General features: G+C 62.6%; 27 protein-coding genes. 12 read left to right on the forward strand and 15 right to left on the reverse strand.

The features are described from left to right. Positions 1 to 92: 92 nt before the first annotated feature. Positions 93 to 1,553, forward strand: a complete 1,461-nt coding sequence (locus tag RX328_RS05490) for a glycerol-3-phosphate dehydrogenase (protein ID WP_213253315.1) — start codon at positions 93 to 95, stop codon at positions 1,551 to 1,553. Between the two features lie 15 nt (positions 1,554 to 1,568). Next, positions 1,569 to 2,585, forward strand: coding sequence for an adenylate/guanylate cyclase domain-containing protein (locus RX328_RS05495; protein ID WP_213253291.1), 1,017 nt, complete (start codon positions 1,569 to 1,571; stop codon positions 2,583 to 2,585). A 24-nt stretch (positions 2,586 to 2,609) separates the two neighbouring features. Here the strand turns inward: RX328_RS05495 and RX328_RS05500 are convergent, their stop codons facing one another. Then, the gene (locus tag RX328_RS05500; protein ID WP_249726694.1) at positions 2,610 to 3,920 is read right to left on the reverse strand and encodes a tetratricopeptide repeat protein; all 1,311 of its coding nucleotides are present in this window, start codon (positions 3,918 to 3,920) and stop codon (positions 2,610 to 2,612) included. 34 nt (positions 3,921 to 3,954) lie between these two features. Continuing rightward, a complete protein-coding gene (locus RX328_RS05505) occupies positions 3,955 to 4,455 on the reverse strand; it encodes a GlcG/HbpS family heme-binding protein (RefSeq protein WP_213253292.1) in 501 nt (166 codons plus the stop codon). 235 nt (positions 4,456 to 4,690) lie between these two features. Here RX328_RS05505 and RX328_RS05510 point away from each other — a divergent pair, with 235 nt between their 5' ends. Genes RX328_RS05510 through RX328_RS05520 form a run of 3 tightly spaced genes read left to right on the forward strand, consistent with a single transcriptional unit; the run spans position 4,691 to position 7,535 of the window. After that, entirely contained in the window at positions 4,691 to 5,809 is a 1,119-nt protein-coding gene (locus RX328_RS05510) for an ABC transporter ATP-binding protein (protein ID WP_249726702.1), read from the forward strand. Then, positions 5,806 to 6,720 (forward strand): ABC transporter permease, encoded by a 915-nt coding sequence (locus tag RX328_RS05515; protein WP_213253293.1) that lies wholly within the window; start codon positions 5,806 to 5,808, stop codon positions 6,718 to 6,720. Before RX328_RS05510 ends, RX328_RS05515 begins: the two co-directional genes overlap by 4 nt. Beyond that, positions 6,720 to 7,535 carry an ABC transporter permease gene (locus tag RX328_RS05520; protein WP_213253294.1) on the forward strand — a complete coding sequence of 272 codons (816 nt, stop codon included), beginning with the start codon at positions 6,720 to 6,722 and terminating at the stop codon, positions 7,533 to 7,535. Before RX328_RS05515 ends, RX328_RS05520 begins: the two co-directional genes overlap by 1 nt. A gap of 98 nt (positions 7,536 to 7,633) precedes the next feature. Here the strand turns inward: RX328_RS05520 and RX328_RS05525 are convergent, their stop codons facing one another. The 8 genes from RX328_RS05525 to RX328_RS05560 all read right to left on the reverse strand — a co-directional run bounded on the left by RX328_RS05525 (position 7,634) and on the right by RX328_RS05560 (position 14,289). Further along, positions 7,634 to 8,485, reverse strand: coding sequence for a carbohydrate ABC transporter permease (locus tag RX328_RS05525; protein WP_213253295.1), 852 nt, complete (start codon positions 8,483 to 8,485; stop codon positions 7,634 to 7,636). After that, positions 8,482 to 9,354 (reverse strand): carbohydrate ABC transporter permease, encoded by an 873-nt coding sequence (locus tag RX328_RS05530; protein ID WP_213253296.1) that lies wholly within the window; start codon positions 9,352 to 9,354, stop codon positions 8,482 to 8,484. Before RX328_RS05530 ends, RX328_RS05525 begins: the two co-directional genes overlap by 4 nt. 214 nt (positions 9,355 to 9,568) lie before the next feature. Continuing rightward, positions 9,569 to 10,948, reverse strand: a complete 1,380-nt coding sequence (locus RX328_RS05535) for an ABC transporter substrate-binding protein (protein ID WP_213253297.1) — start codon at positions 10,946 to 10,948, stop codon at positions 9,569 to 9,571. Between the two features lie 362 nt (positions 10,949 to 11,310). Further along, positions 11,311 to 11,787, reverse strand: coding sequence for a DUF2269 family protein (locus RX328_RS05540; protein WP_213253298.1), 477 nt, complete (start codon positions 11,785 to 11,787; stop codon positions 11,311 to 11,313). Further along, positions 11,787 to 13,040, reverse strand: coding sequence for an SDR family oxidoreductase (locus RX328_RS05545; protein WP_213253299.1), 1,254 nt, complete (start codon positions 13,038 to 13,040; stop codon positions 11,787 to 11,789). Before RX328_RS05545 ends, RX328_RS05540 begins: the two co-directional genes overlap by 1 nt. Positions 13,041 to 13,060: 20 nt before the next feature. Further along, positions 13,061 to 13,615 carry a hypothetical protein gene (locus RX328_RS05550; protein WP_213253300.1) on the reverse strand — a complete coding sequence of 185 codons (555 nt, stop codon included), beginning with the start codon at positions 13,613 to 13,615 and terminating at the stop codon, positions 13,061 to 13,063. Positions 13,616 to 13,642: 27 nt separating this feature from the next. Further along, positions 13,643 to 13,804: a DUF2934 domain-containing protein gene (locus tag RX328_RS05555; RefSeq protein ID WP_213253301.1), complete on the reverse strand. Its 162-nt coding sequence runs from the start codon at positions 13,802 to 13,804 to the stop codon at positions 13,643 to 13,645. 305 nt (positions 13,805 to 14,109) lie between these two features. Further along, positions 14,110 to 14,289: a DUF3072 domain-containing protein gene (locus RX328_RS05560; protein ID WP_235984094.1), complete on the reverse strand. Its 180-nt coding sequence runs from the start codon at positions 14,287 to 14,289 to the stop codon at positions 14,110 to 14,112. 96 nt (positions 14,290 to 14,385) lie between these two features. On the opposite strand from RX328_RS05560, the gene RX328_RS05565 reads away from it, so the two are divergent. Both RX328_RS05565 and RX328_RS05570 read left to right on the forward strand, forming a co-directional pair. Continuing rightward, positions 14,386 to 14,670, forward strand: a complete 285-nt coding sequence (locus RX328_RS05565; RefSeq protein WP_213253302.1) for a hypothetical protein — start codon at positions 14,386 to 14,388, stop codon at positions 14,668 to 14,670. 396 nt (positions 14,671 to 15,066) lie between these two features. Next, positions 15,067 to 15,552, forward strand: a complete 486-nt coding sequence (locus RX328_RS05570) for a hypothetical protein (protein ID WP_213253303.1) — start codon at positions 15,067 to 15,069, stop codon at positions 15,550 to 15,552. A 59-nt stretch (positions 15,553 to 15,611) separates the two neighbouring features. Here RX328_RS05570 and RX328_RS05575 read toward each other — a convergent pair whose 3' ends face one another. After that, positions 15,612 to 17,555: an AsmA family protein gene (locus RX328_RS05575; protein ID WP_213253318.1), complete on the reverse strand. Its 1,944-nt coding sequence runs from the start codon at positions 17,553 to 17,555 to the stop codon at positions 15,612 to 15,614. 265 nt (positions 17,556 to 17,820) lie between these two features. Here RX328_RS05575 and RX328_RS05580 point away from each other — a divergent pair, with 265 nt between their 5' ends. The 3 genes from RX328_RS05580 to RX328_RS05590 are packed head-to-tail and all read left to right on the forward strand — an operon-like array spanning position 17,821 to position 19,865. Beyond that, positions 17,821 to 18,558 carry a CoA transferase subunit A gene (locus RX328_RS05580; RefSeq protein WP_213253304.1) on the forward strand — a complete coding sequence of 246 codons (738 nt, stop codon included), beginning with the start codon at positions 17,821 to 17,823 and terminating at the stop codon, positions 18,556 to 18,558. Further along, positions 18,558 to 19,208, forward strand: coding sequence for a CoA transferase subunit B (locus tag RX328_RS05585; protein WP_213253305.1), 651 nt, complete (start codon positions 18,558 to 18,560; stop codon positions 19,206 to 19,208). The genes RX328_RS05580 and RX328_RS05585 overlap by 1 nt, the downstream gene beginning before the upstream one ends. 3 nt (positions 19,209 to 19,211) lie before the next feature. Then, a complete protein-coding gene (locus tag RX328_RS05590; protein WP_213253306.1) occupies positions 19,212 to 19,865 on the forward strand; it encodes a GNAT family N-acetyltransferase in 654 nt (217 codons plus the stop codon). A gap of 169 nt (positions 19,866 to 20,034) precedes the next feature. Here RX328_RS05590 and RX328_RS05595 read toward each other — a convergent pair whose 3' ends face one another. The 3 genes from RX328_RS05595 to RX328_RS05605 form a co-directional block, all read right to left on the reverse strand. Beyond that, positions 20,035 to 21,681 carry an iron ABC transporter permease gene (locus tag RX328_RS05595; RefSeq protein WP_312018058.1) on the reverse strand — a complete coding sequence of 549 codons (1,647 nt, stop codon included), beginning with the start codon at positions 21,679 to 21,681 and terminating at the stop codon, positions 20,035 to 20,037. A 213-nt stretch (positions 21,682 to 21,894) separates the two neighbouring features. Next, positions 21,895 to 22,920 (reverse strand): Fe(3+) ABC transporter substrate-binding protein, encoded by a 1,026-nt coding sequence (locus RX328_RS05600; protein ID WP_213253307.1) that lies wholly within the window; start codon positions 22,918 to 22,920, stop codon positions 21,895 to 21,897. A 196-nt stretch (positions 22,921 to 23,116) separates the two neighbouring features. Continuing rightward, the gene (locus tag RX328_RS05605) at positions 23,117 to 24,082 is read right to left on the reverse strand and encodes a threonine/serine dehydratase (protein WP_213253308.1); all 966 of its coding nucleotides are present in this window, start codon (positions 24,080 to 24,082) and stop codon (positions 23,117 to 23,119) included. Positions 24,083 to 24,137: 55 nt separating this feature from the next. Here RX328_RS05605 and RX328_RS05610 point away from each other — a divergent pair, with 55 nt between their 5' ends. Next, the gene (locus RX328_RS05610) at positions 24,138 to 24,455 is read left to right on the forward strand and encodes an ArsR/SmtB family transcription factor (protein ID WP_213253309.1); all 318 of its coding nucleotides are present in this window, start codon (positions 24,138 to 24,140) and stop codon (positions 24,453 to 24,455) included. A gap of 128 nt (positions 24,456 to 24,583) precedes the next feature. Next, positions 24,584 to 25,069, forward strand: coding sequence for a Crp/Fnr family transcriptional regulator (locus tag RX328_RS05615; protein ID WP_213253310.1), 486 nt, complete (start codon positions 24,584 to 24,586; stop codon positions 25,067 to 25,069). On the opposite strand, the gene RX328_RS05620 is transcribed toward RX328_RS05615, so the two are convergent. Beyond that, a complete protein-coding gene (locus RX328_RS05620; RefSeq protein WP_213253311.1) occupies positions 25,008 to 25,835 on the reverse strand; it encodes a metallophosphoesterase in 828 nt (275 codons plus the stop codon). The genes RX328_RS05615 and RX328_RS05620 overlap by 62 nt on opposite strands. Positions 25,836 to 25,925: the final 90 nt, after the last annotated feature.

Raw genomic sequence — 25,925 nt, forward strand, 5'->3', positions numbered from 1 at the left:
CCCGGGCTTGATTCATTTCCAGGAGCGACATCCACTTTTGGCCATCATGAACTAGTGTAGTGAAGTCAGCTTCTCTACAGTCACCCTTGCGTATGGCGGACTACGATCTCGCGATCATTGGCGGCGGGTTGAACGGCGTCAGCATCGCGCGCGACGCCGCCGGACGCGGCTTGCGCGTCATCCTGCTGGAGCAGGGCGATCTCGGCGCAGGCGCCTCCTCGGCCTCGCCGCGGCTGATCCATGGCGATCTGGCAAGCCTTGAGCGCCGGCATTTGTTGCGGGTTCGCACGGCGCTGGCCGAGCGCGATATCTGGCTCCGCATCGCGCCGCATCTGGTACGCCCGATGCGCTTTGCGATTCCAGCCCATTCGGACGAGCGCCCGGCCTGGCAGTTGCGCTCACGGCTTCTGTTGTACGACCGGCTGGCCTCGCGCAGCGGTCTGCCGGCCTCGGCGACTGTCGACGTCACGCATCATCCGATCGGCAACGCGCTGAAGCGGCCGTTCGGCACCGCCTTTGAGTATTCCGACTGTGTCGTGGACGATTCCCGGCTGGTGGTGCTCACGGCCGTCGATGCCGCGGTGCGCGGCGCGGTGATTCGCACCGGCGCACGCTGCACCCGGGCCGAACGGGGCAAGGAATGGCGGCTGGTGACGATCGATCGCGGCTTTCGCCAGGTGATCACGACAAGGGCGATCGTCAACGCCAGCGGCGCCTGGACGTCGTCCGTCGCCGAAACGGTGTTGCGCGTGCCGCCGCCGAAGCTTGCCGCCGAGCAGATGGACCAGATCGTGGTCCGCCGCCTGTTCGACAGCGACAACATCTATGTGTTTCAGAACAGCGACGGACGACTGATTTTCGCCAGTCCTTATGAACGCGACTTTACCCTGATCGGCACCGTCAGCCATGCTTTCAAGGGCGATCCCGCCATCGTCGCGATGGCGGCCGGTGACGTCGCCTATCTCTGCGATGCGGCGAACCGCTATTTTCGCGAGCACATCGAGGCGGTCGACGTGGTGCGTACGCTTTCCGGGGTCAACATGGTGCGGAACACCGCGAGCGGACGCGACGGGGCGATGACGCTCGACAACGGCCGCGGAAGAGCACCGCTGCTCACGGTGTTCGGCGGCGACGTCACGACGTCGCGGCTGCGTGCGGAGCAGGCTGTCTCGAAGCTCACGCCGTTCTATCCGATGTCGCCACGCTGGACCGCGAAGGCACCGCTGCCCGGCGGCGATTTTGCCTGGGACCGCTTCGACAATGAAGTCGAGGAACTGCGCGAACGCTGGCGGTTCCTCGGCGAGGAGGAGGCGAGACGCCTGGTCGGCGCCTACGGAACGAACGCGAAGGAGATCCTTGGCGACGCCAAGGAGCGCGGCGACCTCGGCCCCGCTTTCGGACCGGAATTGACGGGCGCCGAAGTCCGCTATCTCATGCAAAAGGAGTGGGCGCGCTTTCCGGACGACGTTTTGTGGCGGCGCACGAAGCTTGGCCTCACCATGCCGCCTGCGGACCGCGAGGCGCTGGCGGCGTTCATGCCGGCGGTCGTGTGAGGAAATGGATGGGACATGCACGGCGTGATCAGGCCAACTGTTTTTCTGGCGATCATCGGCTTGCTCGGGGGAATAGCCTATCGCTATTTCATTGATGATCCGATCGAAGCAACGCCGTCGTATTATCTCCGGAGCAGCTTGCACGGGATGGGCATAACGCTGGCCGCCTGGGGCGTTCATCTCTACTTCACGTCGCGACGAAGTGAGTGGATCAGCAGATGGCCGTTGCTGATGGATCTGGCGGTGCGATCCGCGACCATGGCCATCGTCGTCGCGAGCGCGGCGCTGGTCTTGCAGGTAACGCTATACTGGGAATGGATCGAGACGAACTGGCTAATTGAGGAGTTTCCCATTGTCGTTGCGTTTAGCTTCTTCGCGTCCCTGCTCGTCCTGTCCACCTTCGAACTGACACGGCTGGTCGGCAGCCGCGTTTTGTTCAACGTGGCGCTTGGGCGATACCGAAGCCCGGTGCGGGAAGCGCGCGTGCTGATGTTTCTCGATCTTGCGGGTTCGACCTCGCTCGCCGAGACGATGGGAGAACTGCGGGTGCAAGGCCTGCTCACCCGTTTCTTCTTCGACATTGACGGCGCGATCGTCGCGCATGGCGGTGAGGTTCACGCCTATGTCGGCGATGAGGTCATTGTGACATGGCCGCTCGATGACAGGATGTCGGGAGGACGCTGCATCGATTGCTTCTTCGCGATTGCCGATGCCATCGCGGAAAGAGCGGACTTTTATCGTCAGGAGTTCGGCATGGTGCCGAGCTTCCGCGCCGGCCTGCATGCCGGTTACGTGGTGATCAGCGAGTGCGGCAGCTCACGCCGCCAACTTGCCTATTTCGGGGATACCGTGAACGTGACGGCGCGGCTGCAAGAGCACTGCAAGGAGGTCGGCCGGAACTTGCTGGTATCGGCCGACCTGCTACGACGCGTGAAACTCGAGCCCGTCTTCGCCGTCGAAGCGCTTGGAGAGGTTCGCTTGCGGGGGCGGGCGGCGGCTATCGAGGTGTTTGCCGTCGAGCGACGTACCTGATCGTCGCGACCTGCTTGACCTCACCTAGTTTCGCTGCGCTTGCCGCGACCAGGCCTCGTCACGCGCCGAAGGCCTGCGGTCGAGCCGGGCCGAGATGCGCCGGGCCGCCTTGTCGCCCTGGCCGGCGCGCAGGTACGCCACGATCAGCGTGTCCTCCCACAATTCGCGCTGGGCGTGGCTGCCGCCGATCCGCGTCAAATCGGAAATGGCAGGTTCGAGCAGGCGTATTGCACGGTCATTGTCGCCTTCCGCAAATGCGCGGATGCCGCGACAGAGGTCGATGGCAGCCTGCCCCGGCAACAGCTTGCCGTCGGCTGCGCGTGTCTCGAGCTGCGCCAGTCGCGTCTCCAGCGCATCGCTGCCGGTCATCGCCGCGGCAAGCGCAAAATGAACGTCGGCAAAGTAGGCTCCGGCTTGCGGAAAGTATTTTTCGCCATAGGCCGCAACGTCCCTCCAATGCGCCTCCAGCCCGGTCTGGCCGGCTAGCGCAAGCCGCCACAGCAGCGAGGCGCCGTCGGTGAAGATGTTCAGTGGCGGATAGGGCCGGCCTGCCGGCTTGATATGCTGCTCATAGATCGCAAGCGCGCCGTCGAGATCGCCGGCGTCGAGCAAAGTCAACGCGACGTGCCAGGCCAGGTGCCCATGCAGAAAGCTCTGGCGGTCATGCGCGGGCATCCATTGCGAAAGGAAGCTGCGGCCGGCCTCCATGTCGCCCTGCTCGAACATCGCATGCGAGAGGCCATGCGCTGCGTTGGCGTTGGCCGCTCGCAGCCCCATTGCGCGCTCGGACAGCGTCCGGCCGGTGGAGAGATTTCCCGCCTCGGTGTGCGACCAGCCGAGGTAACTGACAAACCACCAGTCCTCGCCATAATGCCGTGCGTGGCGTTCGCAGATCGCGAGCTTGGCCGTATCGTGATCGGGGCGGCCCGAGAACGCGTAGAGACCGAATGCGCCGAGCAGCAGCGACAGCACCTGCGCATCGCGGGGATATTCTTCCAAATGTGCCTCGCCGCCGCTGACGGCAAGCTTCGGCTTGCTCTCGATCACCGCGGCGATGATCTCGACGTGATTCCTTTCGCGCGGCGTTGCGCCGGCTGCAAGCTCTCGGGCCTGCGCCGCCATGGCGCGCGCTTTGCCGCCCTCCATGTTGAGCTGATGCAGCCGCGCGCGGCCGATATGCGCCAGCGCAAAGCCCGGATCTTCCGCAATCGCCTTGTCGAAGGCGTCCTCGGCGCCGTGCCAGGCCGACAGCATGCAGTCGACGCCGTCGCGGTAATGCGCCGCGGCGCGATCCGAGGCGGTTGTCAGTGGAAGATCGTACCTGTCCCGGTTCATTTTCTTGTCCTTGGGCGCGGTGGCATCGTCAGTTCTAGAAGTCGAGCTTGTCGCGGACGGCATCGATACCCGCCTTGGCGCAGGCCTCGTCCGCATCGCCGCCGGGCGCTCCGGAGACGCCGACGGCGCCCAGCAGCGAGCCTGCCGCTTCGACCGGCAACCCGCCGCCGATAATGACGGCGCCGGGCAGGTTGCGGATTCCGGCCTGCATCGTTCCGGGCTGACTGATGGCATTGAGTTCGGTCGTGCTGGTGCGAAAGCTCACCGCCGTCCATGCCTTGCCCGAAGCGGTCGTTACCGTGTGGGGACCTGCAAAGCGGTCGCGCAGCAACACTTGCGTCACGCCGAAGCGGTCGACGACGGCGACCGTGACCTGAAAGTCGCGCTTCCGGCAATCCGCCAGCGTCGCACGCGCCAGATCGAGCGCCAACTCGGGGCTCAACGATTTGTAGGTGACGAGGGCTTCCTGGGCGGCGGCCGAGCTGACGAGCAGGCAAGAGATCGCCGTCGCTGCCAGCAAATTCCGAACGGTCATCAATCCCTCCCGATCACTCCTATCGCGCGCGGCGGCCGGCTTTCTGCGAGCTGCGAACCTTACCAGAGACGGGAGCTGCATCCAGAATATTGTGGCTGCTTGTTCCGGGCCGGTTGAGCGGATGGCGATCCGCCGCTAGCGTGCGGCCATGACGGCGCAGGCAAATGGCATGAGCGGGCAATCGCCTGAGATCGACACAGCGAAAATCAATACGGCCGTGGCGCAGACGACGCCGATGGCGTCGGCCGACGACACGCCGCTGCTCCGCATCGAAGGAGTGTCGAAGAAATTCGGCGCCTTCCGCGCCGTGGACCGGCTCTCGCTCGACATCAAGGCGGGCGAGTTCTTTGCGCTATTGGGCCCGAGCGGCTGCGGCAAGACCACGCTGCTCAGGATGCTTGCCGGGTTCGAGACCCCGGACGAGGGCCGCATCCTGCTCGGTGGCCGCGATATCGCGCCGGTGCTGCCGCATGAGCGGCCCGTCAACATGATGTTCCAGAATTACGCACTGTTTCCGCATCTCTCGGTGCGGGACAATATCGCGTTCGGCCTGAAGCGCGCCGGGATGGCGCGCGCGGCCATTGATTCCCGCGTGCGCGAGATGGTCGCGCTGGTCAAGCTCGAGGGCATGGAGAAGCGCAGGCCGGATCAGCTTTCCGGCGGCCAGAAGCAGCGCGTGGCGCTGGCGCGCTCGCTGGCGCGGCGGCCCAAGGTCCTGTTGCTTGACGAACCCTTGGCGGCGCTCGACAAGAAGCTGCGCGAAAGCACGCAGCTCGAGCTGATGGAACTGCAGCGCCGCCTCGGCATGACTTTCATTGTCGTCACCCACGACCAGGAAGAGGCGATGACGATGGCGAACCGGATTGGCGTCATGGATGCCGGCCGGCTCGAACAGGTCGCCACCCCGCGCGATCTCTACGAGGCGCCCGCCTCGCGCTGGATCGCCCAGTTCGTCGGCGACGTCAATTTGTTCGATGGCGAGGTCACCTCGCACGAAGACCATCGCCTGATGATTGCGACCCGCGACGGCGGAGGCATCGTGGTCGCCGAGCCGCGCGATCTCGTCGGCAAGACCGTCGTCTCGGTTGCGATCCGCCCCGAGAAGGTCAAGCTGTCGCGCCGCGGCCCGGCGTCGGACGCGGGCATCTCGCAGGCGATCAACCGGCTCGAAGGCGTCGTCACCGATATCAGCTATCTCGGCGGCTCGACGGTCTACAAGATCAAGCTCGGGTCCGGCGCGGTGGTGCGCTCGTCGATCGCCAATACCGCGCGGCTTAATATCGACACTTTGAGCGCCGGTCAGGGCGTGGTGGCTTGGTTCACGCCCGACGATTGCGTGGTGCTGGAACGATGAGCACGCGCCGCATCTTCGCGCAGCCGGCGCGGTATGCCGCCATCGCGCCCTACCTGTGGATGGTGCTGTTCTTCCTGGTGCCGTTCGCCTTCGTGCTGAAGATCAGCCTGTCGCAGACCGCGATCGCGCAGCCGCCTTATGTGCCCGTCTTCGATTTCTCCGAAGGATGGACGGCGATCAACGCGGCCTTCGCGCAGTTGTCCTTTGATAATTTCAGGCTGCTGATCTCGGACAGTCTCTACATCAGCTCCTACCTGCGCAGCGTGATCGTTGCCGTAACCTCGACATTGATCCTGCTATTGATCGGCTACCCCATCGCCTACGGCATGGCGCGGCTGCCGCAGCGCTGGCAGGCGATTGCGATGATGCTGGTGATCGTGCCATTCTGGACCTCGTTCCTGATCCGCATCTATGCGTGGATCAATATTTTGCAGCATGACGGCCTGCTCAATAAAATTCTGCTCGCGCTGCATCTGGTCTCGTCGCCGGTGGTGTGGCTCTCGACCGACAGTGCGATGTATCTCGGCATCGTCTATTCCTATCTGCCGTTCATGATCCTGCCGCTGTACGCGACGCTTTCGAAGATGGACGCGTCGCTGCTAGAGGCCGCAAGCGATCTCGGCTCGTCGCCGCTTCAGGCGTTCTGGTTGGTGACGTTCCCATTGTCCTTGCCCGGTGTCGGCGCCGGCGCGCTGCTGTGTTTCATCCCGATCATCGGCGAATTCGTGATTCCTGATCTTTTGGCCGGCTCCGGGTCGATGATGATCGGCCAGACGCTGTGGCTCGAATTCTTCACCAACAAGGACTGGCCGGTCGCCGCCGCAGCCGCGGTCGCCTTGCTGGTGCTGCTGGTGCCGCCGCTGTTGCTTTACGACCGGCTGCAGCGCCGAACTCTGGAGGGCAGCCGCTGATGGCGCGACGTGTCGGCAGGATATCGCCATTCAACATCACGGCACTCGCGCTGGGGATGGCGTTTCTGTATCTGCCGATTGTGATCCTCGTCATTTATTCGTTCAATGCCTCGCGGCTGGTCACGGTGTGGGGCGGCTGGTCGCTGCGCTGGTACCATGAATTCTTCAACGATCGCGCCATGCTGGATGCGGCATGGATGAGCCTGCGGGTTGCTGCGGTATCGGCCACGATCGCAACGCTGCTCGGCACGCTGGCGGCTGTGGGGCTGGCTCGCGGTGAACGCTTCAGGGGGCGGACGCTGTTTTCCGGCATGCTCTACGCGCCGCTGGTGATGCCCGAGGTGATCTCAGGGCTGTCGCTGCTGCTGCTGTTCGTAGCACTCAACGCCGAGCGCGGCTTCTGGACGGTGACGATCGCGCACACCACGCTAACGATGTGCTTCGTCACCGTGGTGGTGCAATCGCGTCTCGCCTCGCTCGACCGCAGCCTGGAAGAGGCCGCGATGGATCTCGGCTGCGATCCGGTGCAGGCGTTTATTCGGGTGACGGTACCGCTGATCCTGCCTGCAATCGCCGCAGGCTGGATGCTGGCCTTCACGCTCTCGCTCGACGACGTCGTGATCGCAAGCTTCACCACCGGCCCCGGCTCGGCAACGCTGCCGATCCGGATCTACTCCGAAGTAAGGCTGGGGGTGAAGCCGGAGATCAACGCGATCTGCACCATGGTGATCGCGCTGATCGCGGTGCTGATCGTGATCGCCTCACTCGCCTCGAAACTGTCGGGCGCGGAGGTTAAGAGCGCGGCGCCGCTGTAGCAGCCGTCATTGCGAGCGAAGCGAAGCAATCCATGTCGCCGCGAGTGGAGGAATGGATTGCTTCGTCGCTACGCTCCTCGCAATGACGGAGGCAACGTTCAAGATTTAACCGCGCCGGCTGTCAGCCCGCCCACCATATACCGCTTGAACGCATAATAGATGGCGGCCGGCGGCAGCGCGTAGATGAAGCCAGTGGTCATCAGCAATTCCCAGGGCGAGTCATCCGCGGCCAGGAAGTTGCCAAGCGCCACGGGGAGCGTGATCTCGGTATCCCTCGATAGCAACAGGAACGCGTAGAGATATTCGTTCCAGGCGAGCAGGATCGCGTAGGTGCCGATCGCGACCAGCGAGGGCATCATCAACGGCACATAGACCAGCCGGAACAATTGCAGTGTGGTGGCGCCGTCCATGGTGGCTGCTTCATCCAGTTCAACCGGCAGCTTGTCGGACGCCTGCTTCAAAACCCAGATCGCGTAAGGGGAGGCGATCGTCACCATCGCCAGGATCAGCGACCAGTGATTGTTCAACAGGCCGTAATTGCCCATGGTGCGGTACATCGGCACGGCGAGAAACGCCGCCGGGATAAAATAGGTGAACAGCGCCAGATTCATCACCCAGCGCCCGCCGGGGACGCGCAGCCGCGAGATCGAAAAGGCGGCTGCGGTCGCGATCATCAAGGTCAGCGCGCCCGCTGAAAGCGCGATCACCACCGAATTGAAGAACTGGATCCAGAAATCGCGCAGGAAATAATGCTGCTGGTGGAACACGATGCTGAAATTGTTCAGCGTCGGATGATCAGGCCAGAGTTTGCCGGAGAACGCATCTTCCTTCGGCGAGATCGCGAACAGGAACATGTGGTAGATCGGCACCATGGTCCAGATGAACACGGGAATGCCGATCAGCAGCAGTTTGGCTTCGGTGCCGACTTCGCGGAGTGTGGGCAGCTTCATCGCGACAACCGTTTCATCATGAAATAGACCAGGGGCAGCACCAGCGGCAGCGCGCAGACGATGGAAGCCATCGCGAGCGAGAGCTGGTCGAGCCGGAGATAGCGGATACCAAGCGTGGCGAGCACGTGGGTGAGGTCGGCGGGGCCGCCGCCGGTGAGCAGATATACGCTGTTGAAGTCGCCCAACGTCCAGATCATCGAGAGCAGCGTGCAGGTGATGTAGAGCGTCTGCATCGACGGCCAGGTGATATAGCGGAATTTCTGCGACCAGCTTGCGCCGTCCACCTCGGCGGCTTCGTAGAGATCGTGCGAGATCGCGAGTCGCCCGGTCATCAGAATCAACGTCCAGAACGGCAGCGATTTCCAGATGTGCACGCCGATCGCCATGGCGAGCGCGACGCTCGGATCGTTCAGCCAGTTCGGGCCGTCCTCGGCGGTGAACTTGAAGATCAGTTGGTTAATCACGCCCCATTCCGGATTGAGCATGAAGCGCACGGAAAGGATCGTCGGTATCGAAGGCACCGCCCACGGCAGGATGAACAGCACCGACAGCCATTTGATCCAGGTGCGCTGCTGGGCGAAGAAGCCCGACAAAAACAGCGCGATCGCCATTTTCAGATTGATGCCGACCAGGAGGAAGATCAGCGTGTTGACCGCAGCGCGCGCAAAAATCGGATCGTGATAGAGCGCGACATAACTCGCCGGATGCCGCGCCAGCCACAGCCCGTAGCCGACGGGGTAGACCACGAAGGCCAGGAACACCAGCAGATAGGGGGCGAGCAGCACGATGCCCCAGACTTGCGGGGTGGTCAGCCGGGCTGATAGCGGCGGGCTTGCTATCGCCTGATCGCCGGAAAGCGTGATTGCCATGGTCGTCCGTACTTACAAAAATGAGGCGGCCGCAAGCTGCGGCCGGTGTGTTCGTAACCTCTCCGCGCTTGCGGGGAGAGGTCGGATCGCTCTTGCGATCCGGGTGAGGGGGTACAGGACTTTCCGCGGGTTGCGCTCGCGGAGGGAGCCCCTCACCCCAACCCTCTCCCCGAGAAGGACGGGGAGAGGGAGGAGTGGCCCTGTGCTGTTCGTATTAACCCGCGACCTGCTTGATGCGGGCGATCAGTTCGTCGACGGCCTTGTCGACGGGCACCTTCTCGCTCACCACGCGGTTCATCGCCTTGGCCCAGACGTTCTCGTTGTTCAAAATCGTGAACTTCCAGTTCTTGGTGAAGTCGAACGGCGTGGTGCCGCCGGTGAACTGGTTATAGACCGCCTTACGATGCCGGTCAGCCTGCCAGAACGGGCTCTGCTGGCTGGCCGTCGTCACCGGGAACCAGCGGCCGAGCGCGCCTTCGATATAGGGCCGGATGTTCTCCTCCTGCAGCAGGAACTTGATGAACTCCTTGCCCTCGGCCTTGTTCTTGGCGACCGTGAACATCAGGCCGGTCTTGACGTCGGAGCGATACTTGATCGGCGTGCCGTCCGGCTTGTTGGGGAAGGACGCGGTGATGATGGTCTCATCGTAATTCTTCTTGCCGAGCGCGCGCTGCTCCGGCGTCAGCGCCGGGTTATTGGCGTCGTCGAGCCATTTCGCGGCGATCGAGATCGTGAAGTTGTGCGTCATCACGATCGTCTTGTTGTGGAAGGCGACGTTGTTGTCCGGATCCTTCCAGGTGGTGGAGGAGGGCGGTGTGCAGCCCTTGATGTAGGTGTCGGTGTAATCCTTCAGCGCCTTGATCAGGTTTTCCCGCACCTTGGGATCATCGACCAGGAGCTTGCCGTCGTCGTCGACCAGCTTGACGTTGTAGGCGTCCATGAACGTATAGAACGACTGGAACGAGTCGGTGGATTCCACGCCCATCGGCTGGCCGACGGCGTAAACGCGCTGACCGGTGGCCTTGCGGATTGCTGGTTGCACCTTGTTGCACCAGAACGACCAGTAGTCTTCCCATTTGGTCGGGATGTCGCTCTGCTTGAAGCCGGCCTGCTCCAGCATGTCCTGCCAGATCTGGACGTGCATACTCTGCTGCTTCAGCGGGAAGCCGTAATAGGCCTTCTTCTTGGCGACGTCGTTATAGAGCAGCGCGGTTTCCAGCGTGTTCGGCGCGAATGCGGACTTCATCGGCGTCAGGATGTCGCCGAGATCCTCGAGCTTGCCCTCGAACGCCCACTTGCCCTGCGCCTGCACGTCATAGCTGTCGGAATAGGCGACATCGGGCACGGTGCCGGAATCCAGCGCCGCCACCGTCTTCGGGATCATGTCCTGAATGGCGTATTGCGAAAGCTCGACCTTGATGCCGGTCTTGGCCTCGAATTTCTTGATCGCCTCTAGAAGCGCATCGTCTTCGGACTTGTAAAAGCCCTTGCCGAACCAGACCGTGATGGTCTTCTGCTGGGCGAGCGCGGGTGCAGTGGCGCAAAACAGGCCGACGGCAGCGACCGCGAGTGAAACTAATCTCCTGGATATCACATTGTTCTCCCTGAAAACGCCGGCTTGTTAACCGGTTGGATAAAAGACTAGCCCATGCGCGCGGCGCGATCCAGATGGGCGATGCAAACTTCTGTAGGGGAATATTCAGGGCGCAAATGCGGCAAAGATGTCTGCGCACGCGTAAGCGTTTTGGTTCAATCATTTTGGTTCAATCATTTTTGCGTCCTCCGATGCCGGAAGAACATGGCTGATCGACGGCTTGGCTCAGCGCTACTCAGCATCAAAGACGCTGCTGGGGGCAGCAGCAGATAGCATGCGCATATGCGGGGCAGTTAAAGACCCGCATATCGCTGCGCTCATCCGGGCTACGACCGTTCATCCCTAGCGATAGCCGACGCATCTCAGAAAACCCCGATCTGCGGCTTGGCAATCATCAGCCACATTATGATCGCAACGGCGGTGAACGCCGGAATGCCAAACGCAAACCACAGCCAGAAGATCCGGTGATATTCGTTCGGCAGCGGCTTGCCCTCTGCCGCTGCGATCACGGCGAGGTCGCGCAGGCGCATTTGCATCCATACCACCGGCAGCCACAGCGCGCCGGTGATGACATACAGCACGATCGACCAGAAGACCCATCCGTCCCAGAACGAATAGCCGACGTTTAGCACAAGCAGCGTGCCGGTGATGGGCTGCACGACGACGGCGGTCGCGGTGAAGATGAAGTCGGCAATCACGACGATGCGGGCGACGCCGGCGATCACGGTCGGCTTGCCGCCGAGGTGGGCCGCCAGCATGAAAAAGGCGATGCCCGCGCCCGTGCCGAGCAGCACGGCGGCGCCGACGACATGGAGATATTTGAGGACGAAATAGAGCATCATCGGTCCTCGAGCACCGCTAGCGCCGCGAAATGCAGGACGATGATCGGCCAGATCTTCAGCATCGGCCCCAAGGGGTCGGCCCAGAGCCGCGGCACCAGGATGGTACCGATGATCGCATACGCGAATGAGATGGCGATGGCCGCATAGAGGCCGTAGCGGCTGGTCGGCCTGTAGGCGATCGCAATTCCGATGACCAGATCGGCCAAGGCGCCCGCAATTATCGTCAGCGCGGCAGCCGTGCCTTCGACGCCGCCTTCGCCCATGAGGCCCATGCCATAACCCCAGCCCGGCCCGAGTGAGATTAAACCGGTCGAGATCCAGAACAGGGACAGAACGACAAAGATCGCGGGCTTGACCAGGTACATGCCGGCAAACCAGCGTTCCTGCACGGAGGCCGGCTCAGCGGCAAAGAATTCCGGAAGGCTTTTGGGCTGCAGCCCGAGCCGCTGCATGTCTTCGAGATTGCCAACGGCGCCGCGCACCATCTCGCGCTCGGCCGTGCTTCGTACGGGAGGCCGCCAGCCGAGGTACGAAATCATGTCGCCGAGCTTGTACATGAGGCTGGAAGCGAACTGCGGCAGGCGAATTTCCCGTGCGGGCGGCCAGCGGCACCAGCGGCGGATCAGCGCGACGACTTCGCCGAAGGAATAGCGCTGCGGGCCGACCAGTTCGACAACCTGCCGTGCCGGCGTGGCGGGGTCGAGAAAATGCTCCACGGTCCGTACGACGTCCTCCAGCAGGACGATCTGGAGCTGTCCCGTGTTCGGCATCACGGGAATGGCGGGCATCGCGGCCAGGCCTCGCATCAGCGCGCTGGCGCCATAGGCCGGGCGGCCGATCACCACTGCGGGCCGCAAGATGACCCAATCGAGATCGCGCTCCATCAGCGCCTTGTCGCCTGACAATTTCGATTGGGAAAAATCGCTCGGGGTTTCGCGGTCGACGCCGATGGCGGAAAAATGGATGACGCGACGGATCTGGAGCTGCTCGCAAGCGGCAAAGAGGTTCGCGATGCCGTGGTGATGCACCATTGACGTGGAGTCGCCCGGGCTGTCCTGGAGTACCCCTGCGCAATTCACGACCGCCTCGACGCCATCGAGATGCGGTAGCCAGTATGCGGGCGATGTCGCCTTGGAGATATCGACGTTGCCGCTCCTGCTCATCGAAACGACGGAATGACCGCGCGAAGTCAGGTAAGCCACGAGTGTCGATCCGATTAGCCCGGTCCCTCCTATAACAGCAATTTTCATGACCGGCTCCGCATTGAAAGTCACGCCTGTTTCCGCGAACGCAGGCTCCGAACGAATTCCTCCAGAAAGGGAAGCGCCTCAAACAACACGGAAGCCGACAAGAAACCGGCGACGAATTGCCAGGGCAGCGGGTGCTGCTTGAGAACAAGGTCATAGCGCGCAGCCTCGGGGCCAAGTCCCCACAGGCTGAGAAACTGCGGCCAATTTAACGCGATGACGATGAGCATGGCCGTGAGAGGCATCAGCTCGAGAAAACTATGCACATGCTGTTCGATGGGCGGGATGGTTCGCTTTTGGCTGGCGAATGTCGTGTCCCACCACGCCGTCAATTGATGCAGAACGAAGCAGACAATCATGATCGCGATGATGAGCGCGTTGATCTCAAAGAACATCGCCGCCATGAGGGGAATGCCTATCTCTGCCAACATCAACAGATGAAGCAGCGATTCCTTGTAGCCGCTCGTCAATTCGATCCGCATAGCGCGATGGCAGAGGTAATCGGCAAATCCGGCCAATAACCAAACCGGCAGGACAAAATACAACAATATCGTTTCGGCCGCGGCGGGATGAGACATCGGCTTTCCGGCTAAGCGGTCCTCGCATCACAGCGTATCGGGAGTGCGGACGGGCGAGGATTTGTCCTCATTCCTTAGTTCCTGCTCAGCCAGACGCCAGAATTCGTCCTCTTTGCCTTCGGGCTTGCCGTTGCGCTCCCAGATCTCATAGGCGCGCTTTTTGATTTCCTGTTCGGTTGGCTCGGTCATCAAAAGGTCTCCTCCATCCATCTCTGCACGGTAGCTGTCGCGCGGCTGATCTCAGCGATTGGGACGTCACGTCGAAGCTTGCGATCATCGCGAGGCTGCAACCTCCTTCACTGACGCATGCAGTCGCCATCGCGTCTACGCGCAGCGCTGCATGACGGCTTCCGTTCATTTCGGGATAAGCGCGCAGCGAGGAGCAAGGTTCCTGGATGAAACCGGGCTTAGGTTGGTTTTGGAACAAAGATATCGCAATCGACTAGGACTGCGGCAGCGCGCGCCGGCTTCCTATCGTCCCGGTCAAGGACGGCTCAAAACGAATTTGCCAATTCGATCTCTGCCTTAAGCGCCGCGATCCGCCGCTCGGCTTCCCGTGCCGTCAGGTTTTTCTCGAACAGTTTTGGCTGATAGGCCTCGGCGCTGAGCGTGCGCAGCGTCGCCAATTGGCGCGGCGTCATCGGCGCATCCACCTGGTCCGGTAGACGGGACATCTGGAACCTCAAAGAATCTTTGATTCGATCCAAACTCTTAACTTGAAATTTGTTCTTTATTTGTTCTTATGGGGTTCTACCGCAGCGAGGTGGCCCATGGACAACAAATTGAATGAAATTCGCAGAAAAATCAGGTTCTTACGGTCGGAGATGCTGAGCGCGGAGGATAACATCCGCAAACGGGTCAACCGGGATGAGGACTGTTCGGAAGCCGCAACGCGTCTGATGGCCATGCGGGCCACCATGGTCGGCCTCATCGGCGAACGGAACCGGCTTGGCGGCGAAGAGCGGCTGCTCAATGTCGATGAGCGGCTGAAGCTGGAGGTCCGTGCGGTCAGCAGGAAGCCCGCGATCGGGGCGCCTGGCCGCCGTGAGCGATGATCCCATTCAAGCCCTGCGCCGGTGGGTTGCCGAACTGGATCAGCTTGCTCGTCAGCTCAATCAATCCGGGCTGGATAACGCGCGGGCGCAGCTCCTGCTCGCGCGCAAGCGGGCGGAGTTGGAAGATTTCATCAACAGAGGCCGGCGATGTCAGGACCACTCAGATGGTACAACCCCAACGCAGATAACCCGCCGTGGCTAAAAGCCCTGGCGGAGGTTCGGATCAGGGCGACGCGGGAAGGATGGTGCCATGCCCACGTCCAGGCAATCGTTGTCGCGATCGATCAATATGCCGAAGCGGCGCTGGGCAATCGGGATTACTTTCTCAACAGGCCGCATAGCATAGGTGATCGCCGCAGCGACAACATTCCATGAGCATAATTCGGAGGAGGTTGCATGCTTGAGCGATGCGGCTACAGAGCGGCGCTTTACCTATTGGCTTTGATCGCGGCCGTGAATTGCAGCCTTTTCATCTATTCGCAGTGGTATCTGCCGCGACTTGGGGATGGTCTTGCGGTTCACGCGGTGGCAGCGCTGGTCGTTTTGCTGGGCCTCTGGCTGTTCAGCAAAATTGCGCGATACGCAGGTGCGGCATTTTATTTTCTTGCTGCGGGATCTACCGCCTTTGCATTTTGGGGCTTTACTGGCCCGGTGCATGCCGGTGTCATCTGGGGCGCGACAATAGGAGTTCTGAGTCTGGCTGCCGCATTGCTCCTCGTTTTCTCAAAACCATTCGCAAGAGAATTTGCGGCCGAGCGCGAAAAGCGACCTGCGTATAAGAAGTATCTCCTTCACGCGTTCACGTTGGTGATCGTCGTTGCGGCGGGAGCTGCCGCATTGGTCGACGTCGTCGCTTTGTTTTCCAGCTACCAAGCCCAGTAAGCGGATTAGCTAAGGCGCAATCCGTCAACCCGGGGTCGTTAAGGCGGATTACGCTGACGTTAATTCGCTTTCGCCGGTGCATTGGCCGGCGCGTCCGCCGCCGCCTCCGGTACCGCCTGCCGCGATCCTCCACCGGTAAACCGCTCGATTACCGAGCGCACCGCATCGCGCGTCTTGCGATCCTTCACCGCATCGAGCAAGGGCGCTGCGCCCGGCGAACGGCGAATCAGGCTTTCCGGATCGGGAAACACCAGCGGATCATCCCACGGGCCCTGCACGACGAAGGGCAGCTCAAAGCCCTTGTCGCCGCCGGCCGCGGTTGAGGTCAGGCTGGCGACGCCCTTGAGGTCGTATTCGCGAGCTGGCACCGAGGCGGTGCCGGTGAGCGTCAGGCGCGTGGTCGGTCCATCGACGCGGATATCCTCGACGGTGGCGATGCCGTCGTTGAAGTGCACCGAAACGGTGAGGTTGTCGTAAGGTGTCGTGCCCGAGCGAAAATTACCGCCGCCGGATAGCGGCCGCCGCTCCAGCCGCTTCAAGAGCTGCTCGACATTGAAGCCGGCGATCGCGCCGTCGTGACCGGTGAGCGTGGCGGTGCCGTCGAGCGAGGAGGCGAGGCCGAACGGGCTCGAGCCGGATGCCATCAACGAGACGCCGAGATTGCCGCGGCCGGAAAGCTTGGTGATGCCGAACAATTCGCTGGCGCAGGTCTGCAGATCGACATCGGTGAACTGGAATTGCGCCTTGACGTCGGCAATCGCGTCCGAACGCGCGATGCCGAACGAGCCCTTGGCGATGCCGCCATACATCTGCGCTTCGCCGACCGAGAGCGCCAGCGCACCGCCGCGCAGATTGGCGCCGAACGCGGTGCGACCGAGTTTCGTCGGGCCGACCGTCACCCTCGCCGCCGACAGGCGCATATCGAGGTCGGTGGCGGAGAGCGAGGTGAGGTCGAACAATTGCCGGTTCCAGTCGCGCGCGCCGCTCGCCAGCAGGCGGACGGTCGAGATATAGGGCGTGAAATCCAGGTTGCCTGCGGCAAGCGTCGCCTGCAGCGTCTGGCGGCCGTTATTGGCAACCGTCATCACGCCCTCGGCGACGTTGCCGTCGAGTTCGACATTCACGTTGGTCAAGGCAACCGAGGCGCCGACGACGTTGGCGCGGGCCTTCAGCGCGAAGCGGCCGAACCCGCCGCTGCCGGGCACCGGCTGTCCCATCCAGCGCAACGCGTTGCGCAGTGACACGCTGTCGACGGTAACCGTGCCATCCATCATCAGGCTGGTACGGTTGGCGACCGAACCGTCGAAGGCGAGTTTCAATGGCGCGCTGACCAGCCGCGCCTTCAGACCCGAGCGGTCGCCTGAGAGCATCGCGACGAAGTCGCTGGCCGAGATCGAGCCGTCAACGCGTTCGCCGCGCCAGTCGAATTGTCCGGTCGCGGCGAACGAGCGCGAGATCGACGGCCAGGCCAGCGAGAGATCGATGTCGCCGAGCTGTTCGGTGACACGGTTGGCGGCATCCTCGTATTTGAGCACACCGTCCTGGATCCTGATTTCCGAGAATGACACCTGGTTTTCGGCGCCGGGCTTCATCGTGCGCGCGATGCGTTCGACAAACGGCGTCCAGTTGCTCTGGCCGCTGGCCTCTCTGACGACGTGGATATGCGGCCGCAACATCATGACGTCTGCGATTTCGAAGCGGCGCAGCAACAATGGCAGCAGGCGCAGATTTGCGGTCAGCACCTCCACCTGCAGCGCGGGGTCGGCGGTGCCGCCGCCCTTCAGCCCGACATTGTGGAACGAGACATAGCTGCCCGGAAACACCGATACGTCGATCGCACCGGTGACCACCAGTTCGAGCCCGGTGACGGCGCGGATCTGCGCCTCGACTGCCTGCCGTAGCGCGTCGCGGTTGATGAACCAGGAGGTTCCGATCAGGGCGAGCACGGCCACGCCGAACAGCGCCGCAACCGGCATCCCGAGGCGCTTCATTCCTTGGGCCATCGTCAGTGACATATCCGGATCTGGCTAAACCGAACTCGGTTGATGCTAAAAGGTCTATGTTGATTAGGGCAGGCGGCGCAAACGTTAAGCCCGTGCCAACCCATGCAACTTGAAGGCTTTTCTTGACGCTTTCAAGGCCGACATGGCACTCGATGGGCAGTTCGGCGGCATAATCCACCCGTCATTGACGCACCGCGAAGAATTCGCCTAATAATCCGGAGATAATGCCCGGCTTTCAGCCGTTCCCTCCATCAGGTCATATTACATGAACAAGGTTTACCCCGACGCGAAATCGGCACTCGACGGCGTTCTCAAGGACGGCATGATGATCATGTCCGGCGGTTTCGGTCTGTGCGGTATTGCCGAAACCCTGTCGGACGCAATCCGCGATTCCGGCGTCAAGAATCTGACGGTGGTTTCCAACAATGCCGGCGTCGACGGTATCGGGCTGAGCCGGCTCCTGGAGACCCGCCAGATCAAGAAGATGATCTCGTCCTATGTCGGCGAGAACAAGCTGTTCGCGCAGCAATACCTCGCCGGTGAACTGGAACTCGAGTTCAATCCGCAGGGCACGCTGGCCGAGCGCATCCGCGCCGGCGGCGCCGGCATCCCGGCCTTCTATACCAAAACCGGCGTCGGCACGTTGATCGCCGAGGGCAAGGAAGTGAAGGAGTTCGACGGCGAGAAATACATCATGGAGCGCGGCCTGTTCGCCGATCTCGCCATCGTCCACGCCTGGAAGGGCGACACCGCAGGCAATCTGATCTACCGCAAGACCGCGCGAAATTTTAACCCGATGATGGCGACCGCCGCGAAGATCACCGTCGCCGAGGTCGAGCATCTGGTTCCAGCCGGCGAACTCGACCCGGACTGCATCCACACGCCGGGCATTTTCGTCAAACGCATCATCGAAGTCGGAACTGGAAAGAAGCGCATCGAGTTCCGCAATACCCGGCCGCGCCCGTCGAGCGCGTCCGCGGCCGCAACGGGAGTAGAAATCTAATGGCCTGGACCCGTGAACAGATGGCGGCGCGCGCCGCAAAGGAACTGCGCGACGGCTATTACGTCAATCTCGGCATCGGCATTCCGACGCTGGTTTCGAACTATATCCCCGAAGGCATCGACGTCAGCCTGCAAAGCGAGAACGGCATGCTCGGCATGGGGCCGTTCCCCTATGAGGACGAGGTAGACGCCGACCTGATCAACGCCGGCAAGCAGACGGTCAGCGAATTGCCGTCGACCAGCTATTTCTCATCGGCCGATTCCTTCGGCATGGTGCGCGGCGGGCATATCGATCTCTCGATCCTCGGTGCGATGCAGGTGGCGCAGAACGGCGATCTCGCCAACTGGATGATCCCCGGCAAGATGGTGAAGGGCATGGGCGGCGCGATGGACCTTGTCGCCGGCGTCAAGCGCGTCGTCGTCGTGATGGAGCATACCGCCAAGGACGGCCCAAAACTCCTGAAGAAGTGCACGCTGCCGCTGACCGGCGAACGCGTGGTCGACATGGTCGTGACCGATCTTGCGGTCTTCACCATCGACAAGCACGGCAAGGACGGCATGGCGCTGATCGAGCTCGCCGACGGCGTCACGCTGGACGAGGTGAAGGCGAAGACCGAAGCCGAGTTTCGCGTCGCGTTGAAGAACGCCTGACTGATGGCGGGGCGGTCGGCTGTCACTGTCCGCCCCGCGCGTCCCGAGGATGCAGGCTTCATTGCCCGCAACATCCTGTCATCGCAGCGCGGCCCGTTCCCGCGCGGTTGGTTCGACATCGCGCTTGGCTGGGACGAGCCACAATGCCTTTCGTTCGTCGAATGCATCGCGATCGCGCCAGCGCAATCGTGGTGGCACATCACCCAATTCATCGTCGCTGAGGTCGAAGGTGAGCCGGCGGCATCGCTCTGCGCGCTGCCCGCTGAAGGCACCGAGGCCGCCGCGCGGGCGGCGATTCGGGAGGTGGCGACCGCGATCGGGCTGAGCGCCACCGATCTGAAGGCGATCTTCCGGCGTGGCACCTATGGGGCGAATTGCTGGGTGCAGGGCGGCGAGGGCGAATGGCTGATCGAGCATGTCGCCACGCTGCCGGCCTATCGCGGCCGCGGGCTGGTGCAGGCGCTGATCGATCACGCGCTCGCGGCCGGAAGAGCCGCGGGATTCGAGCGGGCGTCGATCTCGTTTCTGATCGGCAACGAGGCCGCCGAGCGATGTTATGCCAAGGCGGGCTTTGCATTCGCCGAAGAAAAACGCGACCCGGCGTTCGAGGCGATTACGGGTTCGCCGGGATTTCGGAGATTTGTGAGGGCGATGTAGGACGCTCCTGCTTTGCGATTTGGGACATAGGCTGTGCTGTCAGACCTCATCCTGAGGAGCCGCGTAGCGGCGTCTCGAAGGATGAATGGCACCAGCGCGGCCTTGTGGTTCGAGACGGCGCTAAAGCGCCTCCTCACCATGAGGATCTAATAGTTGCTACGACGTCCACTCACGCCGGCCCTGCCGGTACGTCCGAAAACCGCGTCAGCCACGCCACCGGGCCGATACTGGCGGCGACGATCAGGAGCGCGGCGAGTGCGCCTTCCTCGAAACTGCCGCGGCTGGCGTACTGGTAGATCGAGGTCGACAGCGTTTCGACGTTGAGCGGCCGCAAGAGCAGCGTCGCCGGCAATTCTTTCAGGCAATCCACGAACACCACGATGATCGCGCCAAGCATTGCGGGGCGCAAGAGCGGTAGATGAATTAGCCGCATCGTCGTGGCCTGGCCGGCGCCGGCGGCGCGCGCGCTGTCGTCGTAGTCACGCGGGATTCGCTCGAACCCCGCCTTGATGAATCCGGTCGGCACCGCCAGGAACCGGATCACATAGGCGATGACCACGGCGGCGCCGGAGCCGACGATGATCAATCCCGGCAGCGATCGTCCGAGCCATCCGGCGAGCGTGTTCAGTCCGTTGTCGATGGCGAGCAGGGGCGCGAGCAGGCCGAGCGCCAGCACCAGCCCGGGCAGCGTGTAGCCGGTCTGTGCGATGTTCATCGCGACAAACCGCAGTGTGTTCGGCCGCCACCGCCAGGCCAGGATGGTCGCAAATCCGAGTAGTAGCGCGCTCAGCGTGGCGATGCTTGCAAACGCGACCGAATTGAAGGCGTCGCGCCACAACGTCATGTCAAAATTCGCAAACAGCCCGCGCTTGAAGCTCTGATGCGCAAGAAACAATAGCGGCACCAGAAATCCGAGGCAGACCGGCAGCAGGCAGGCGGCGAACGCGCAAATGCCCTTGATGCCGGTGAGCGGCGTCCGTTGCGTGAGCCGGGGGCTTTCGGCGGAAAATTCTGTCGTGACGTTGCGGCGTCCGTAGCGCTCGATCGCGATCAGCCCGGCTACGATCGCCAGCATGAAGCAGGAAAGCTGCGCGGCGCCGGCAAGGCTGCCGCGGTTGAGCCAGGTCGTGAACACCGACACCGTGAGCGTACGAACGCCGAGATATTCGCTGGCGCCGATGTCGTTCAGCGTTTCCAGCGATACGAGTGCGACGCCGACTGCCAACGCCGGTCGCGCCATCGGCAGCGAGATGCGCCAGAAGATGGTCCAGCGTCCGGCGCCAAGAGTCTTGGCGGCTTCCGCGAATTCCGCGCTCTGGAACTGGAACATCGTGCGCGCCGAAAGATAGACGTAAGGATAGAGCACCAGCGCGATCACGATGATGGCGCCGGGCAGCGAGCGCAGGTTGGGAAGCAGGCGCACCGCATCTCGCAGCGGCATCCAGTCCGCGAGGGTCTGGTGGACCAGGCCGAGCGGCTCGAACAGGTCGACATAGACATAGGCCGCGAGATAGGTGGGGATCGCGAGCGGCAGCGGCAGCAGCCACAGCAGCATTTGCCGGCCGGGGAATTCATGCAGCGAGATCGTCCACGCCGTGCCGGTGCCGATCGTGAGTGACAGCGCGGCAACCCCGCCGAGCAGCAGCGTGGTGTCGAGCAGGCTTCGCGGCAGCACATATTCGATGAGCGGCTGCCAGACGTCAGGCGCAGGCTGCATCGCCAGCGCGATGATGGAGATGACGGGAGCGGCGACAAGAATGGCGGTCGCAACCGCAATGGACGCGGCGATGCGGCCCGAGCGGGTAACGGGATTCACGTCGTCACACGTCGGCGAGGTAAGCCGAGGTTTATCCGCTGGCGCAGGTGGGCTCCCTCCCCCCTTGCGGGGGAGGGTGGGGGAGAGGGGTGGCCGCGAGCGACACTGCCCGTATGACTTACCCCTCTCCCTAACCCTCCCCCGCAAGGGGGGAGGGAACGCATTCGTGTATGCCGCGCAATCACGGGTCTAATGCTTCGCGGACGGTCGTGCTCAATTATCGAACCCGACCTTGTCCACCAGCGTCGAGGCCGTCTTGCGGTTGGCGACGATCTTGGCGATCGGCATCGGATCAGCGGTGAGCTTGCCATAGCCCGCAATGGTTGGGTTGACGGCGACGCCGGCGCGGATCGGGTATTCGTAGTTGGAATCGGCGTAGATCTGCTGCGCCTTCTCACCGGCGAGCCACTCGATCAGCTTCACGCCATTGGCCTTGTTGGGCGCGTTCTTCGCGAGCAGGACGCCGGAAAGATTGACGTGGGTGCCGCCGCCTTCGAAGGTCGGCAGGATCACCTTGGTGGCTTCCGCCCACGGCTTCTTCTCGGGGTCGTTGTTCATCATCAGCGCCCAGTAATAGGTGTTGCCGATGCCGATATCGCACTTGCCCGCCGCCACGTCGCGCGCGGCTTCGCGGTCGCCGCCGGAGGGCTTTTGCGCCAGGTTGCCCTTCACGCCCTTCAGCCATTCCTCGGCCTTGGCCTCGCCGTACTTGGTCACATAGGCCGCGAACAGGCCGTTGTTGTAGATGTGCTGGCCGGAGCGGATGCAGATCTTGCCCTTCCACTTGGGATCGGCGAGCTCTTCATAGGTGATCTTGTCCTGCTTGACGCGGTCTTTCGAGGCGTAGATCACGCGGGCGCGCATGGAAATGCCGGCCCAGTGGCCGTCCGGATCGCGATACTGCGCCGGCACGATCTCGTCGATCACCACCGACTTGATCGGCTGGGTGACGCCGGCCTGCACGGCATCGTCGAGGCGGCCGAGATCGACCGTGAGCAGCACGTCGGCGGGGCTGTTGGCGCCTTCCGCCTTCATGCGCTGCTCGAGACCAGAGCTCGCCGAGACGACGTTGACCTTGATGCCGGTGTCTTTGATGAAGGCCTCGAACAACGGCTGGATCAGCTTGGTTTCGCGGTAGGTGTAGACGTTGACCTCGCCGTCGGCGGACGCCGGCGAGGCTCCGAACGCGGTAAAACAAAGCAACGCTGCGGTTGCGGCGGTAGCGCGAATATTCATCATGAGAGCTGCCCGACAAAGCTGGTGAAGATGCCAGTCTCAGTAGCGCAGCGGCTGCGATGTCGTCAGCGACTGGATGTCGCGAATGGCTCGATTTAGAAGGATTCCATGCTATAGTTTAGAGTGATTCCAAACATGGCGAGCCATCGCACCATGCGACCCGCGAAGCACGGCGGGACGCAGATGGCTGGGGCACGACCTATCGGCTGCCAATAGCGAGATCGAAATTGACTGCCGCGGTGTTGCCGCCGCTGATGACGACGGCAACGCGTTCGTCGGCGGCGGGCTTGTAGGCGCCCGACAGGATCGCGGAAAATGCTGCCGCGCCGCCCGGCTCTGCCACGATGCGCAAGGCGCGCCAAAGCGTCGCCTGTGCGTCGGCGATTGCGGCGTCGGAAACCAACACGGTTTGTCGTGCGTATTTCTGTACGATCGGGAAGACCTGTTCGCCGACGCGCCGCGGCGCAAGCGAATCCGCAGCCAGCCCGCCGGCCTCAGCATCGATCGGATGGCCGGCTTCAAGGGCCCTGGTCAACGTGGGCGATGCAAGCGGCTCGACGCCGACTACGTTGATGCGGCCGGCATACCAGGCCGCGATCCCGGCGATCAGCCCGCCGCCGCCCACAGATACGAGCAGGGTATCGATGTCAGGTGCCTGCTCCGAGAGCTCAAGGCCGATCGTTCCCTGTCCCATGATGGTCTCCTTCTGATCGAAGGCCGGCACCGGCAGTGCGCCGGTTTGCTGCGCCCATATCTCGCTTGCCGCGAGCGCATCGGCATAGCGGTCACCTTTGATCGCGAGGTCGGCGCCGTAGTCGCGGATGCGTTGCAGCTTCGCCGGCGAAGCGATGCTCGGAACGAAGATCTTGGCCGGCTTCCCAAGCTTCATTGCGGCATAGGCCACCGCCGCGCCATGGTTGCCGCCCGACGCCGCGACCACGCCGGCCTGCGGTACATTGCGGGTCAACAGATTGGCAAAGGCGCCGCGCGCCTTGAACGAGCCGGAGTGCTGCAGAAGCTCGAGCTTGAGCGTCAGCGTACGGCCGGGAAGGCCAAATTCGGCGCCATCGACTTCGACGACCGGCGTCCGCCGGATAAAGGGTCGAATGAGCCGCTCGCATTGTAAGATCGTTTCCGAGGTTACGGCATCCACCGGCGCGGCCATCACAAGGCGCTCCCCCACTCATTGACAGGAATTAGTCATTTAGCTAATTGGCAATATGCCTTCTTTGCAAGACGACGTCGAGTCTGCTTTTCGCGCGCTCGCCAACGATCGGCGGCTTTTGATCCTGGAGTGGCTGAAACGCCCTCGGGCGCATTTTCGCGAGCAGGTCGACGGCGATCTCGTCAAGGACGGCGTGTGCGGGGTCTTGATTGCCGAAAAGCTCGGCGTCAGCCAACCCACCGTGAGCGAGCACCTGAAAATACTGTCGCAAGCGGGACTGGTGAGCGCCAAGCGCGTCAAGCAGTGGACGTTCTACAAGCGCGATGAAGCACGCATCGCAAAGCTGAAAGCGGCCATGCTCGCGAGAATCTGAAGTTTCGGCTTGCTCTGGCGATGCTGTCTGTGAACGCTGGCATTGCCGATATTTTGAGCAACCAGACGTGCCTTACCGTTCGACCTTGGCATCATCAGTGCCTAGTCTTGACCGACAAGGAGATGCTAATGCGCGCGGTGCTGGACTATTGTACCGGAGGAACGAAGCGAGCCGTGCCGGCGGGCACGCTCGTGCTCCATGAGGGCAGCAGGACCGGACATCTGTTCGTGCTGCTCGAAGGACGGCTGGAGGTCATCAAGGGCGATAGCGTCGTCGCCGTCCTGACCGAGCCCGGCGCGATGCTGGGCGAAATGTCGGTGCTACTCGAGCAGCCGCATACCGCGACCGTGCGCGCCGCCGCCGATTCCGTCGTCTACGAGTTCGACGACGCCGCGGCGTTCCTGCGCGATCAGCCGGCGATGGCACTCTTGATCGCGCGCCTGCTGGCGCAGCGCCTCAACGTCGCCAACACCTATCTGGCCGACCTGATGCATCAATATGCCGGTCAGGGTAACCATCTCTCGATGGTCGGCGAACTCCTGCAGAGCATGATCAACCTGCCGCCGACGCAGGTCTCGCCAGGCTCGGATCGGCAATCCGACCCAAGGATTTGAGCCACGCTGGAACGATCGTGACCGGCGCGGCCGGCCGCTGCAGGGGTGCCTTGAGATCGATGTAATGCGCCTCGCCCGCCGGCAGCCAGAACGCCGTGCTCTCATCGAGATCGAGCACCATATAGACCGGCGGGCGACCCGGCTGCAGGCCGGCGTTGAATACCCAGGTTGGGCCCAGCCGGTCGAACCACGAACCATCCGAAATGAATGGCGACTGATGCACGTGGCCCGAGATCACCATCGACGGTTGGTACTGCGCGATCCATTGCACCAGTTCGACGTCACCGAAGAACCGCTTGCCGCCCCAGCTCGTCGGCGAATTCGCCGGCGGCGCGTGATGCACCCAGATCCAGCGCGGCGCCCGTGCTGCCGCGGCGTCGCGAAGCTGGGTTTCGATGCGGCTCTTGACCAGCGGCCCGTCCCACCACGGACACACCGTGAAGCCGACGTCGCCGACGGTCAGGCTGTCGCCGTCGCAGGCGATGCCGAGCTCGCGGACCTCGCCGATCCAACGCGCGACCTTTTCGCCTTCGGCGCTGCGGTCGTCGAGATCGTGATTGCCCGAGCAGAGAATGACGCGCGTCGTTTGGGAGAGCAGCGACAGGTATTTTTTCACCACCAGAATCTGGGCGCGGAAATCAACGAACGATCCGATATCGAGCGCGTCGCCGGCGAAAATGACGACGTCGAATTCAGGCGCTGCCGCAAGCAGCCAGTCGAACTGCGGCAATGAATAATGTAAATCGGCAACGACAAGGCAACGCATAAAAATCAAATCCAAAAAATGCCCGGGAAACAGGCGACCCGCAGGCGGATGTATTCAGGCAGACTGGATTCGAGCAAGAATTGTGCCGGT

Source organism: Bradyrhizobium sp. sBnM-33 (assembly GCF_032917945.1).
Lineage (GTDB): Bacteria > Pseudomonadota > Alphaproteobacteria > Rhizobiales > Xanthobacteraceae > Bradyrhizobium.